General features: G+C 47.0%; 11 protein-coding genes. All 11 read left to right on the top strand.

Annotated elements, in window-relative coordinates; all coding sequences use genetic code 11:
• Window positions 1–78: 78 nt before the first annotated feature.
• The 11 genes from AB0L18_RS21095 (at window position 79) to ppk1 (ending at window position 14452) form a co-directional block, all read left to right on the top strand.
• The gene (locus tag AB0L18_RS21095; RefSeq protein ID WP_367389307.1) at window positions 79–2598 is read left to right on the top strand and encodes a hypothetical protein; all 2520 of its coding nucleotides are present in this window, start codon (window positions 79–81) and stop codon (window positions 2596–2598) included.
• A gap of 81 nt (window positions 2599–2679) precedes the next feature.
• A complete protein-coding gene (gene mqnB, locus AB0L18_RS21100; RefSeq protein WP_367389308.1) occupies window positions 2680–3363 on the top strand; it encodes a futalosine hydrolase in 684 nt (227 codons plus the stop codon).
• Window positions 3364–3762: 399 nt separating this feature from the next.
• The gene (locus AB0L18_RS21105) at window positions 3763–4659 is read left to right on the top strand and encodes a prephenate dehydratase (RefSeq protein WP_367389309.1); all 897 of its coding nucleotides are present in this window, start codon (window positions 3763–3765) and stop codon (window positions 4657–4659) included.
• Between the two features lie 163 nt (window positions 4660–4822).
• Window positions 4823–5998, top strand: coding sequence for a pyridoxal phosphate-dependent aminotransferase (locus tag AB0L18_RS21110; RefSeq protein WP_367389310.1), 1176 nt, complete (start codon window positions 4823–4825; stop codon window positions 5996–5998).
• A gap of 4 nt (window positions 5999–6002) precedes the next feature.
• A complete protein-coding gene (locus AB0L18_RS21115) occupies window positions 6003–6842 on the top strand; it encodes a prephenate dehydrogenase (RefSeq protein ID WP_367389311.1) in 840 nt (279 codons plus the stop codon).
• 46 nt (window positions 6843–6888) lie between these two features.
• Window positions 6889–7968 carry a chorismate mutase gene (locus AB0L18_RS21120; protein ID WP_367389312.1) on the top strand — a complete coding sequence of 360 codons (1080 nt, stop codon included), beginning with the start codon at window positions 6889–6891 and terminating at the stop codon, window positions 7966–7968.
• A gap of 107 nt (window positions 7969–8075) precedes the next feature.
• Window positions 8076–8501 (top strand): hypothetical protein, encoded by a 426-nt coding sequence (locus tag AB0L18_RS21125; RefSeq protein ID WP_367389313.1) that lies wholly within the window; start codon window positions 8076–8078, stop codon window positions 8499–8501.
• A gap of 106 nt (window positions 8502–8607) precedes the next feature.
• Complete coding sequence (locus AB0L18_RS21130) at window positions 8608–9024, top strand: gamma-glutamylcyclotransferase (protein ID WP_367389314.1); 417 nt, start codon at window positions 8608–8610, stop codon at window positions 9022–9024.
• Window positions 9025–9061: 37 nt separating this feature from the next.
• Window positions 9062–11176: a thioredoxin domain-containing protein gene (locus AB0L18_RS21135; RefSeq protein WP_367389315.1), complete on the top strand. Its 2115-nt coding sequence runs from the start codon at window positions 9062–9064 to the stop codon at window positions 11174–11176.
• Window positions 11177–11439: 263 nt separating this feature from the next.
• Window positions 11440–12363, top strand: a complete 924-nt coding sequence (locus AB0L18_RS21140; protein WP_367389316.1) for a DUF72 domain-containing protein — start codon at window positions 11440–11442, stop codon at window positions 12361–12363.
• 4 nt (window positions 12364–12367) lie between these two features.
• Window positions 12368–14452: a polyphosphate kinase 1 gene (ppk1, locus tag AB0L18_RS21145; RefSeq protein ID WP_367389317.1), complete on the top strand. Its 2085-nt coding sequence runs from the start codon at window positions 12368–12370 to the stop codon at window positions 14450–14452.
• The last annotated feature ends 123 nt before the right edge of the window (window positions 14453–14575 follow it).

Here is a 14575-nt window from a genome sequence, read left to right on the forward strand (position 1 = left end):
GGCTCAAATGTCTGAAAAAATTGGCGGAAATAATAATCTTACCCATCTTTGATTTCTAATCTTTAGTTTACCTGTTCTATGCGTAAAAAAATCCTCCTTGTTGTTTTATTGTTAGTTTTTATTGGCACGGCCTTTTGGTTGATGCGTTCCTATTATCGATTGCCTTTTGATCAAGTTAGTCCTTTTCAAGCTGTAAGCACGAGTAATAGCCTTTTACTAGGACTTCCTAATATTGCCGATGAGACTACCACATTGAATAATCAACATTTGTGGTACTTGGATGCGCTGCGGATCAGGGAAGTTTTAGACTCCCTGGATTTAGCAGTAGATCCCACTTGGGAAGAATGGTGGTTAATGCCCGAAGTAGGGAATGGCCCTCAGGAGGCCGTATATACCTTTATTGGTTCTGCACGTAGTTTGGGAGCTGCATGGAATCCGACCAACTATGGCCCGACGATAAACTTTTCAGGAGGAGATATTTATACTTTTGGCGTAGCCTCTGACGATCCGGTTTATTTTGCTCGTTACCACAATATTTTTTTAGCGGGGCGTTATCCTTTCCAGGTCGAAAATGCCCTTCTGAGTCTTTCGGGAAAAATAGCGGCCTGGCCAGCAGAGGACGGTTTTGAGGAGGTGTCGGCTTACGCCAGAAAATGGGAGGCAGAAGGGGAGCGAATGCTGCTAAGAACCGGGTACCTGGAAGACAAAATCCCAACGACTTGGTTGAACACCAACGAAGTACGTGCTTATCAGGAGTTAGGAGATTGGTTGGCGGTAAGCATAGTAGGAACCGATAGTACAGCTACTGCCCAAGGCGTTGTGCTGAATACAACTAAAGATTGGTTGGCTTACGAAGAAGTGACAGATTGGGACAAGGTACCTGAGATTGTCCAAAAATTATTTCCTTTATCAAGCAGCAAGGAACCAGGAGAAAAAACACCTTTAAGCGATTGGTTGGGTGCAGGTGGTTGGCAGATGGAATTGGCGACCTCTAGCCAACCGGATCGAATTGCTCCCCGCCTCTGGGTATTGCCGATTGGAGACGCATCGGCTTTTGCAAAATTCAAAAATACCTACCTCAACGGCGACCAATTCATGGAGGAAAGTCGCTACCAGCTTTTCGAAATGTTTCAATTGCGAACAGCTGCCGGCTTGGCGAGCCTCAGTGATCGTAAAGCCTGGCAACCATGGGTGGTGGAATTGCCAGATGCCTTGCTGGTAAGTGTTTTTAGAGAAGAAATGGAACGCTATCTCGATTATCATCTGCTGGGAGCGACGTTGAATAAACAAGATGATTTTCTGAGTTTAGCAGCCATGCTCAAAGCAGGGAAAGGACCAAAAGGCTATTACCGATGGGGGCCGCTACGCGATGGGGAAACCAATTGGCTTAAGCTGCTCTTCCCGCAATACGGATGGAGTAGTAATGGCTCCATGTACTTCCAGATGACGCCAGAAAAGAATGGTCTGTGGTCCTTGGAAGGAGCAATTAAAAGTGCTCCAGCAGCGACAAAAACAGCAAGTCTACGTTGGACCGCTAAACTACCCACGCAGGATAAATTAACATTACTGCCCGTTCGCACCTTTGCTAGTAATCTCCCTACGCAGTTTGTAGCGCAAGCGGTGAGTGGGGATTGTTGGTTGCTTGATGTAGACGGGACGATATTGTGGTCACAGCGAGGGGTGCCAGCGCTATATCCTCCGGTTTGGAAAGTAGCTACGCCGGGAGGTGCACCACAGTATTTTGCTACCTCAAAAACAAGTCTACATATTTGGTCGGAAGAAGGTGTGGCGATGTCACTCCGGGCGGGTATTGCTGCCCCTTCCGCAGGTTTGACCGTTGTGGCCTTTGATCAGGTAGGGGACCAGTATTTAGTTTTCCCTACCCAGGAAGGCACCTTGGAAATGCTGAATCTGGATGCTAAAGCAGTGCAAGGTTGGCCCGCCAAATTATCAGGGCGTACGGTCTGCCAAGTCCCGATTACACATTGGCAGCTACCACAGGAAGATCTTCTTATCGCATGGACGGGCAAAGAGAGTTGGCAGCTGTTTGATAAATTCGGCAACTTTGAATCTAGCCTTCCTCCCGTGCCCGAAGAACCTCTTGGTAGGCCTGGTCTGGAATTAAACACAGAAGATCAGACGGCTAGTCGGTTGATCATCGCAACGGCCAGTGGCAAAATCAACGTATGGGACCTGGAGGGAAATATCTATCCGTTGCCTTTGGGACGTGGCCCTGTAGATAATTTTCTTTTTTCTAATATTTGGGGCGATGGCCGTAGCGACTACATTGTGCAGCGTGGCTCCTTGGTGCATTTGTTTGGCTACGCTGGTGCCGATTTCCGGGAACGCTGGCAGCAGCTATTGGGCTTTACCCCACGGGCATTGTTGCCAGCAGCACCTTTAGGAATTATTGCCGTACAAAAGTCTCCTGATCAGCTGTGGTTGATTAGTGGAGAGGGGGAAATTGCGCCTGGTTTTCCACTTCCTGGAGAAGACCAAGCATTGTTGAGTGAAAATATGCAAGGGGAATACTTTCTGGTGACGACGCTGAGAGGGGAGGTGTATGCTTACGATTTGATAATTGGAGGAGGGGAGTGAATGTAAAACAGTGACTGCCTTAGGCAGCTAGGCTCAAATAAGAAAAAATAAGAAGACCATTTGTCTACGCAAACAGATACTATGAAAATACTCCTAATCGCCGCCACCGCCTTTGAGATAGCCCCATTGCTGGATTTTCTTCGAAGTGAAGGATGGGAAAGAGAGCCGCTGCATTTTCAAAAAGAAGCTTTGAGTATAGAGGTTTTGATTACTGGGGTAGGGTTGCCATTAGCGGCATTTGCTTTGGGGCATCGCCTGACTACGCGTCAGTATAATCTGTTGTTGCAAGCAGGAGTAGCGGGAGCCATTGATCGTCAATTGCAACTTGGTGAGGTCGTAGAGGTGGTGTCTGATTGTTTTGCGGATCTGGGGGTAGAGGAAGCAGATGGTACGTTCACCGAAGTGACGACAATGGGGCTGATAGATGGTGATAGTTTTCCATTTAAATACGGACGCCTGTGGAATAGCCCTATTGACGGAGAAGCTTTTCTCCCGCGCGTACACGGTATCAGTGTGAATAAGGTACATGGCACCGAAGAAAGTATAGCAGCCATGAAAGCAAGTTTCCCTTTTGCTCAAGTGGAGAGTATGGAAGGAGCGTCTTTCTTTTATGCCAGCCTGCAATACGCAAGACCTGCTTTGCAGATTAGATCCATCAGCAACTACGTAGAAAAAAGGCAGCGCGATAACTGGAAGCTAAAGGAAGCGATTACCAACCTCAACCAAGTCCTCCAAGAGATGTTGTTGTCTTTTAGCGAACAATAATAAAGCGAACATTCGTTTGTTTTTTTTCGATTTTAGGAGAATTGTTTGTAGTGTTCAAAATATTTCTCTAGGTTTGTTTCATAAGCAAGACAAAACAGTCATGTTGAGTAGCAATTTCTTTTATTTCTGTGGTTTTTATTTTTATGCCCAAGCATAAGGAACCACGCTATTGCTGCTAAACAAGACTTAAAGTAATAATGATGGTTCCGCCAAAAGCGGGACCATTTTTAGTTTATAGCCATGCCAAATTATACCACCACCAATTTTAGCTATTCATTTTATAGCTTTTATTTTTTTTACGGTACTCCGTAGATGGAACTTTGGTATAGTATCAGGTATGCTGTTAAAAAGTCCCGTCGGTAACTGCGGGACTTTTTTTATTTAATAACAATTTTGAACATGTCAACAACTTCAGACGATCAATCAATGCTAGCCCCCGAGGCGGTGATCGACAACAAATTACGCGTAGGAATCCAAGGCTACAGCGGCGCTTTCCACGAAATTGCTTCGCGCCAGTTTTTTCCAGATCGCGAGCTGGAAATCGTCGCTGCTCACACTTTTGAAGATTTGATCGAAGCGCTATTGGAAGGAGCAACGATGGATGTGGGGTTGATGGCCATTGAGAATACCCTGGCAGGCAGCTTAATGAGTAACTACAGGCTTTTATTAAATAGTGAAGTCTCCATCGTAGGAGAAGTCTTCTTGCGGATTGAGCAAAATTTACTTACGCTCCCCGGCGTAAAAATTGAAGATTTGGAGGAGGTGCATTCTCACCCAGTGGCTATTGCTCAGTGTCGTAAGTTTTTCAAACAATACCCTCATATTCAACTGGTAGAGACGGTAGATACGGCACTCAGTGCTCGGGAAGTAAAAGAGAATAATTGGCGCAATGTTGGTGCAATTGCCTCGAGTTTAGCTGCTGAGCTGTACAGTCTTGATATCCTGGCTGCTGGTATAGAAACGAACAAACAAAACCATACCCGCTTTCTAGTTTTAAGAGCAAACGTCGAGACAATCAAAGACGCTACCGCTAACAAGGTTTCTCTAAGTTTTACCGTAGATCATACCGCTGGCAGTTTGTACAAGGTGCTAGCTGTTTTGTCGGCCTACAATGTAAATCTTACCAAGATCCAATCAGCTCCGATCATCGGGAAACCCTGGGAATACCTCTTTTTTGTCGACTTTGTAGTAGAAGGAGATATGAGTTGGGAACAAGCCATTGAGGCCATTATACCCATTACCCGAGAGCTGCATGTGCTGGGAGCTTATCCTCAAGGAGATAAAGATGAGCAGTAGCATTAGCATTTAGAGCCGCGATGCGTCGCGGCTCCACAACCAATAAACATTTTCAAAGTGGGAGGTCGGAAGTAATTAGGAGGTCTCAAAGTCCAACAAACCAACAACCATCAACCATCAACCAACAACCATCAACCATCAACAATCTAACCATTCAACCAAAATGATCGCTTCAACCATCATAGCCCCTGCCCAACGATTAGGGCAAGTAGAAGAATACTACTTTTCGCGCAAGCTGCGGGAGATTGCTGAAATGCGAGCTGCCGGACACCAGGTGATCAACTTGGGGATAGGCAGCCCAGATTTACCGCCACATCCTACCGTTATCAGCCGCCTACAGGAGGCCGGAGGGAATACTGATAATCACGGCTATCAATCGTATCAGGGGCTCCCGGAGTTACGGGCAGCATTCGCTCAGTGGTACGGGCAGCATTTTTCGGTAGAACTAAATGCGGCGACCGAGGTGCTGCCGCTGATTGGCTCCAAAGAGGGAATCATGCACATCAGCATGGCTTTCCTTAATCCTGGCGATGAAGTATTGGTACCCAACCCTGGTTACCCAACTTACCGATCGGCGACCGAGTTGGCGGGTGGTGTGGTGCGTTCCTATGAATTGTCGGCGGAAGGAGGGTGGTTCCCCGATTTGGAGGCGCTTGCTGCAGGGGGGCTGGAGCGCGTAAAGATCATGTGGGTCAACTATCCTCACATGCCAACGGGGACTTCTGCCCAAATGCACCATTTTGAAGCCTTGATCGCTTTTGCGAAAGCACACGATATACTGCTGGTCAATGACAATCCTTATGCCTTTATCCTCAATGAATCACCAGCCAGTTTGTTGGCTATTCCTGGTGCTAAAGAAGTAGCCCTGGAGCTCAACTCGCTGAGTAAGGCACACAACATGGCTGGCTGGCGCGTAGGTGTATTGGTAGGAGCGGAAGAATACCTACAGATTGTCTTGCGCTTTAAGAGCAATATGGATTCTGGTATGTTTAAACCTGTACAACTGGCGGCTATTGCTGCACTGGAATTGCCAGCGTCATGGTATGCCGCTCAGAATGAAATTTACGGACAACGTAAGGAGAAGGCCGTCGCCCTGTTGGAGATGCTGGGGTGTGAAATTGCAGGAGAGCAAGTGGGCATGTTTGTATGGGCACGGGTACCAGAACATTATGCCGATGGGTACGAGCTCACAGATGCTATTTTAGCAGAAAAGCACATCTTCCTGACGCCCGGCGGAATTTTCGGGAGTGCAGGGGAGCAATACGTTCGCATCTCTTTGTGTAGCCCGGTAGCGGTGTTGGAAGAAGCAATGGAACGGCTAACACATTTTAAATCATAACAGCGTGGTCATTACAATAATAGGAATTGGTCTGATTGGTGGATCGCTTGCCATTACCTTGAAAGAGAATGGTTTTGCCAGCCGAATTATTGGGGTCGACCAAAGTCAGGAGAACCTGGATAAAGCAATCCGTCGTCGATTAATCGATGAGGACCTGGAGCTTGCCGCAGCAGTAGCACAGGCGGATATAGTGGTGTTAGCTACGCCAGTAGACGCCATGCTCACTTTGTTGCCACAGGTGCTGGACATGGTGGATAGGCAAGTAGTGATGGATATGGGCTCGACAAAAATCAACATTCTCGAAGCGGTAGCCAATCACCCCAAGCGTGGACGACTAGTAGCTACCCACCCCATGGCTGGAACGGAATACAGTGGGCCAGAAGCAGCCATCCCCTGCCTTTTTGACCATAAATGTACCGTTCTGTGCGATGTGGAGCAGAGTGATGAGGATGCCCACGAAACAGTGAAACGACTTTACGCAAGTATCCCTATGCGAATCGTCTACCTCAACGGCAAGGAGCACGATTTGCATACGGCTTATGTTTCGCACATTTCGCACATCAGCTCTTTTGCATTGGCATTGACCGTTTTGGAAAAGGAAAGGGATGAGAACCAGATTTTCCAACTAGCCAGTGGCGGATTTAGTAGCACGGTACGGCTGGCCAAGAGCTCGCCCGACATGTGGATACCCATTTTTCGGCAAAACCGGGACAACGTCCTGGATGTATTGGATGAACATATTAATCAGCTGGCACGCTTCCGTAGTCTGCTCATCAAAAAGGATTACGAAAAGTTCTATGAGCGGATTGAAGAAGCCAACCAAATTCGTAAAATAATTTCTTAATAGACGGAGAAAACGGAATCTTTTCTTTCCGTCAAATTACATGGACATGAATATGCAATTTGAACCTATCGCGCCAAAATCTAAACGCCCTTTTATTATCGCCGGCCCCTGTAGTGCCGAGACGGAAGGACAGGTAATGGCTACGGCCAAAGCACTGGCCGAACAGAACATTGACCTCTTTCGGGCAGGTATTTGGAAACCCCGTACCCGACCAGGCTCTTTCGAAGGCGTAGGTAAGGAAGGACTCTCCTGGTTGAAACACGTAAAGGAAGAAACAGGCCTAAAAGTTACCACGGAAGTGGCAAAAGCGGAACACGTATATGAAGCCCTGAAATACGGCATTGATGTACTTTGGTTGGGGGCACGTACCACTGTAAACCCTTTCTCCGTGCAGGAAATCGCTGATGCGGTGAACGGTATGGATATCCCCGTATTGATCAAAAATCCTATCAATCCTGATCTACCGCTATGGATGGGAGCCATTGAACGGATCTACAAGGCCGGCATTACCAAGATTGGCGTTATCCACCGCGGGTTCTCTTTCCATGGGCAAACCAAATACCGCAACGTACCCAGATGGCAGTTGGCCATTGAATTGAAGCGTAATTTTCCAGATTTGATGATGATCTGTGATAACAGCCATATATGTGGCCGTCGTGATTTATTACAGGAAGTGGCGCAAGAGGCCATGGATCTTAATTACGACGGGATCATGACGGAAGTTCACCCTCGTCCTGATGAAGCCTGGAGCGACGCGGCACAGCAGATCACACCGGATACCTTCCGCGACTTGGTCAGTAGCCTGGTCTTGCGCCAGGAAACCAGTGACAATATGGAGTACCTTGCCCATATTGATGACCTGCGCCAGCAGATTGACGAAATTGATGACGATTTACTCAAACTGTTGGGCAGTCGGATGAAGGTTTCTGAGAAAATTGGAGAATACAAAAAACGCAACAACATTGCCATCTTGCAAACTTCGCGCTGGAACGAAATTCTGGACCAGGTAATGGCGAAGGCCAGTGCGGAAGGGTTGAGTGAAAACTTTATAAATACTTTTCTGCGGGCAGTCCACCAGGAGTCGATTGATCGTCAGGAGCAGGTGATGAATCGCCAGGAAGCTTAATTTACTATTGAAGAATATAAGGAGTCGTTTGTGGATAAAAGCACAGACGGCTCTTTTTTTATATCTTGCAATCGATTCCGTACACATCATCTTAAAGGATACGCGACATGAAAAATTTAATGATCATTTTGGCCTTGTTAATTCCGGGCTTAGCTTGCGCCCAGTTTTCCCAGATGGAGAAAAGCGGCGTTTCAATTATTGTTACGGATGGAACATTTGATTCCACCCATAGTCCTCAGCGTCCCCCGGGGAACGCTAAATACCAGGATCCTATCCGTTCTCTTGGAATGGTAGATGCGATCCAGGCGGGGGCGTTTACCGTTAGACCCAGGTTTGGTAAGACGGGGTACTTGTTGGTATTTTGCGTCAACGATTCAGTTGGTGGCAAGCAAGGCGTTCTAGAAATGGACGGGAATACCTACTACGGTATTTACCGATTGATCCGGCAGAAAATTTCTGTAGAGGAAGAAGTGCCGGAGGGTATGACCAGTTATCGCCTGAAGGGGACGGTATTTTTCCTCGGAATATCCTAGACTAGACGCCAGGGCTTTTTCGAAAGTCTGGGCTTAAGTCGTTTTTAGTCGAATTCAAAAATCCCAAAGTTCCTGCTTTGGGATTTTTGAATATAAACAATTAGTCTTGTCAGATCGTATTTTCGTTTACGGTACCTTACTCAGTGCGGTGCCTTCTGCTGCTAGTAAATGGCTCTTGCAACACGCTCAGCTGTTAGGGGAGGCTAGTTTCCCTGGAGCACTTTACGATTTGGGGTCGTATCCAGGCTTTGTTTTGGCGACCACATCTTCAGGCAGGGTTGCTGGCGAGATTTTCCAACTCTACGATCCTGTTGCCGCTTTTGCCTTCCTTGATATATACGAAGGCCTCAATGAGCAAGAACCACTTTATCGCCGAGACGTACTCGAGCATCCTGATTACGGGCTGGTATGGACCTATGTTTACCAGGGAGCTACCAAAAATTTATCATTAATCGCGGGTGGTGATTATCGCAAATATTATGAACAACATGCATTGCATCGCTTGTTTATTGAAGGGCAGTAAGAAGGGATTCAAAAAAAATAAGCAATTATAATTTCTAATGATGAATCAAATACAGCACAAAAAAAGAGGGATTATCTACCAATGGGCGGCTGTGCTGAGCCTGCTAATATTAGTTAGCTGTTCCTCTACTTCTCAAGATGGGGGAGGGCATTTGTACACCAATGCACTCATCAATGAGAGTAGCCCGTACCTGCTTCAGCATGCCCACAATCCCGTCAATTGGAATCCTTGGGGAGAAGCAGCTTTGGCAAAAGCCAAGGAAGAAGATAAGTTAATAATTATCAGTGTAGGGTACGCCGCGTGTCATTGGTGCCACGTTATGGAGCACGAGAGTTTTGAAGATACCACGGTGGCTCGTATCATGAACGAGCATTTTATTTCCATAAAGGTTGACCGAGAGGAGCGCCCGGATGTGGATGATGTCTACATGGCGGCCTGTCAGTTGGCCAATGATAAAGGTTGTGGGTGGCCGTTGAATGCGATTGCGTTGCCGGATGGTCGTCCGATTTGGGCCGGCACTTATTTTCCACGAAAGCAATGGCTAGAGGTTTTAGAATACTTTGTAAAAGAGAAAGAAAAGAATGGTGATAAAATGGAAGATTACGCTGCTAATCTCACCAAAACGATTAACGCCGTTAGTGCACTTGCGCCAGTTGGTCAAATGCCAGAGCTGAAACCTGAAAATGCGGATAACTTTGCTCAATCCATGCTATTAGGGCTTGACGCTAAGCGGGGTGGTCGTAAAGGTGCACCCAAGTTCCCGATGCCGGATATTTTTGCCTGGCTGCAGGAGTACGCCCATTATACGGGCAATGAAGAAGCTCGTGCCGTATGGCAGACTACCCTTGATCAGTTGGCTGCCGGAGGCATCAACGACCAACTGGGAGGTGGGTTTGCCCGGTATTCTACCGATGACCAGTGGCTGGTGCCGCACTTCGAAAAAATGCTTTACGATAATGCTCAATTGGTGAGTCTTTTTTCCAATGCTTTTTCCGCGACGGGAACCCCGCGTTACCGAGAAGTGGTAGAAGAGACGCTTACTTTTATTGAACGAGAACTAACCGACAAAAAAGGGGTGTTCTACTCCAGCCTTGATGCCGATAGCGAAGGCGAAGAAGGTAAGTTTTACGTCTGGACAACGCAAGAAATTGATAGCCTGCTCTCACCAGCGGCAGCGGCATTGGTAAAGAAGCATTACCGCTTTAAGGAAGACGGTAATTGGGAGAAAGTGATGAATATCCTCCATTATGACCCTGCCGCTGCACCTTTGTCTGCGGATGAAGTGACGCAACTAAAAACTGCCAAAGCAACCTTGCTAAAGGCTCGCGCGCAGCGGGTAAGGCCTGGCCTCGATGACAAGGTATTGACCGCCTGGAATGGCTTGATGATCAAAGGATATGCCGATGCGGCAGCGGCACTGCAAAACGAGAGTTACCTGGAAAAAGCGCTGACGGCTGCGAACTTTGTGGAGGCGAATATGCGGAGAAAGGATGGTGGATTATGGCGTAATTATAAGGATGGAAAATCTTCGATCAATGCTTTTTTGGATGATTATGCCCTGATCATTCAGGCCTATCTGCGTCTTTACGAGTTGACTTTTGATGAAAGCTGGTTGCGCAAAGGAGAACAACTGGCAACGTACGCTTTGGAACATTTCGGAAATCCCGAAAGTGACTTGTTGTTTTATACTTCTGATCTTGATCCTCCTCTGATTACCCGCCGTACGGAAATCAAAGACAATGTGATAGCGGGCTCCAATTCGTCGTTTGCTAAAGTACTGTGGCAGTTGGGCTTGTACCTGGATCGCGAAGATTTTAGCGAGCGGAGTCAAAAGATGCTAGCCGCCGTACTGGCGAGTCCTGAAGCTATGCAGTCGCCGAGCTTTTACGCAAATTGGGGTCAGCTGATGCTAAAAATGGTTTATCCACCCTATGAGGTAGCCATCGTAGGGAAAGGCTGGAAACCGCTCAGTCGGGAGCTGGAAGCTGCTTATTTGCCCAACGCTATTTTCCTTGGTGGACCCAATGAAGGAAGCCTTGCGTTACTAAAGAATAAAGCCGTTGAGGACGAGACCTTTATCTACGTTTGCCGGAATAAAATGTGTAAGCTGCCCGTACAAACGGCGGAAGCTGCAGTGGCGTTAATGAATTAGTTATACTTTGTTATAGGTCTTCGGCGTCGGCAAAAGTCCGTAGAGCATACTCGGACTGCTTCGCGCCCTCAGCGTAGAGAGTAGAGGGATAGTAACCGATTATAAATCAATTCCCAACTTCGATAATAAAAGCCGAAGTTGAAAAATTTGTAAACCGTTTCTACTAGCGTTGTGCAAGTCCCTCTACCTTCTACCCTCTACTTAAAGAGGCGATACCATCGTCTACGCATCCCTTTATTTTATGGCTTAGGAACCCTCCGAGAATGAAATTTGGCAAGCTTGAAAATATTGAATCGGTAGATTTTTCGCTTTCCGCTGACCCATTAGCGAATGCGGCACGCTTGGCTTCCTTTCCGCCAAATGAGCATCCGTTGGCGGTTTATGTAGGTTGCACCGGATGGAGTATGCCGGAATGGGTAGGGCGTTGGTATCCGAAGGGAACCAAAACCAAGGATTTCCTTACGGAATATGCCAAACAGTTCAATACCATAGAACTCAACACAACCCACTACCGTATTCCTGATTCAAAGTTAGTAGCCAAATGGTGCGTGCAGGTGCCCTCCGATTTTCGGTTTTGCCCGAAACTGCCACAAACCATCAGCCATAGTAAAAACCTGGGTTTGGGGGGCGATCAGCTTCCTTTTTTCTGGGAAGCACTGGACCATTTTGGAGAAAAGTTAGGCTGTTGTTTCATGCAGTTGCCACCCTATTATAGCCTGGATCGATTGCCACAATTAGCACAATTTTTGTCGGTTTGGCCAAAAGACTTCCCTTTGGCGGTCGAGTTTCGCCACGAAAGCTGGTTTGACAGTGAGGACGGAATAAGCGAATGGGCGAGTGTTTTGGCGCAGCACGATTGCTCCGCGGTGATCACGGATGTAGCCGGAAGGCGGGATGTTTTGCACCAGCATTTGACCAATCGACAGACAATGATTAGATTTGTCGGAAATGGTCTGCATCCAAGCGATTATGAGCGCATCCAGGCTTGGTGCCAGCAATTGGTTGCCTGGCGTGAACTGGGCTTGCAGACGGTTTATTTTTTTCCTCATGAACCCGATAATATTTTGGCTCCTGAATTGGCCCACTACTTAGTTCAGCATCTTCATGAAACCACTTCTATCACAACTCGGGGACCTGTTCCAATCGCTGCTGGGCCACAGCAGGGCGATCAAATCTTACTCTTCTAAACGTATGGATATTTTTGACAGTAATATTCCTTTCATTGCCAGAGATATCAGCTGGTTGTCTTTCAATTACCGTGTTCTTCAGGAAGCCAAAGACCCTTCGGTACCGCTGTTTGAACGTATAAAATTTCTGGCCATCTACAGCTCCAATCTGGATGAGTTTTTTCGGGTAAGGATGGCCAATCACCGGAATTTAATTCGAATTGGCAGGAAAGCCAAGCGACAGTTGCACATTAGCCCCAAGCAGACGGTCCGTACCATCCAGAAAATCGTTGATGAACAACAGGAAGAGTTTGCCAGCATCTTTGCTACCCAGATCATTCCTGAGTTGCGTAAGCACAAGATCATTATTAAGAGAAGGTTGGACCTTGACGAAGAACAACAACTTTTTGTAGAGGACTTCTTCCGCGACCACATGCTTCCCTTCGTGCAGCCAGTACTGCTGGTAAAGGATAAAATTCGGCCTTTTCTGAACAATGCACAGTTGTATCTTTCTATCCTGCTGCAGCCAAAAAATGAGCCAGATAGCCCGAGCGAGTATGCGCTGGTAAAAATCCCGTCGGATCACTTGCCTCGCTTTATCATGCTGCCCAGCCCAGCGGGAGAATACCACATGATCATCCTCGATGATATTGTGCGGCATTCGGTCAGCTGGATGTTTCCGGGGTACGAAATTCTAGATACCTTTTCGCTAAAGCTGACCCGTGATGCAGAACTTTATATAGACGATGAATTTTCGGGAGATTTACTGTCGAAGATCAAGACCAGTTTGGCAAAGCGTCACGTAGGTCCTGCTTCACGTTTTGTATATGATGGCGAAATGCCGGTAGAGTTCCTCGAATTCCTCAAGGAAGTATTTAATCTGGAACGCTTTGATACCCTCAAGGAGGGGCGTTACCACAATAATTTCGACTTTTTTCAATTCCCTGACTTTGGTCTTTCCCATTTGAAGAATCCAGAACTTCCGCCCTTGGCTTATCTGCCACTTGAGAAAACCAAAGATTTTTTCGGAGCAGTGAGCAAGCGGGATCATTTGATCCATGTGCCCTACCAAAGTTATGATGCTACCGTTCGCTTTTTCGAAGAAGCCGCGTCGGACCCTGATGTAACCCACATCAAAATTGTGCAATACCGGGTAGCTAAAAAGTCGCGTATCATGCAAGCTTTGCTCAAGGCCATAGGTGCCGGAAAGCAGGTTTCTGTATTCATTGAAGTAAAAGCCCGGTTCGACGAAGAAGCCAATCTGCGTTGGGGCGAAAAGCTCGAAAAGGCGGGGGTGACGGTTCATTACAGCTTTCCGGGCGTAAAAGTACACTCGAAGCTGGCCCTGGTGCGGCGTCTGGAAGGCAAGGACGCCAAACTCTATGCCTATTTAGCCACTGGAAATTTTCATGAAGATACCGCTAAGGTATACGCCGATTTCGGCCTGTTTACAGCAGATGAACGCATCGTCAACGAAGTCGCTCGGGTATTTTCTTACCTGGAGACCGTCAAAATGCCCGAGACACCTTTCGAGCACCTGCTGGTAGGGCAGTTCAACCTTCGCGAAAATCTGGAAAAGAAGATAGACTTTGAAATACAGCAGGCCAAGGCCGGCAAAGAAGCCTGGATGATCTTGAAGATGAACAGCCTGCAGGACCCACGGATGATCAAGAAGCTCTACCAGGCTTCGCAGGCTGGTGTGAAAATCAAGATGATAATACGAGGGATTTGTTGCTTGGTGCCGGGAAAAAAAGGATGGAGCGAGAACATCCACGCTATCAGTATCGTAGATCGTTACCTGGAGCACGCTCGGGTGTTTGTCTTTCATCATGGTGGTGAGGATCAGATGTATCTCTCTTCGGCCGACTGGATGACGAGAAACCTTAGCTATCGAGTGGAGACTGCTTTTCCTATCTATGATGAGAACATCAAGGTGGAGATCATGGAAAGTTTGCAGCTGCAGCTGAACGATAACGTAAAGGCCCGTGTCCTGGATGAATCGCTTTCAAATACCTATTACCAATCAGGTAATGACCTTGCGATTCGTTCTCAGGTGGAGACTTATTTTAGTGCCAAACGGCAGTCAGAAGAAGAAGTAAAGCAGAAATAAAATTTCTTGAAAAAAATATTTTCTTTTACTGCTTTGATTATCAGCTTGTTCAAGGAGAGTGCATAAAAAAGATGATTTTTTTTCTGAATAAAGCTTGCAAAAGAGGAATGAACTGTCTTATAT

Origin of the sequence: Lewinella sp. LCG006 (assembly GCF_040784935.1) — a bacterium.
Lineage (GTDB): Bacteria > Bacteroidota > Bacteroidia > Chitinophagales > Saprospiraceae > Lewinella.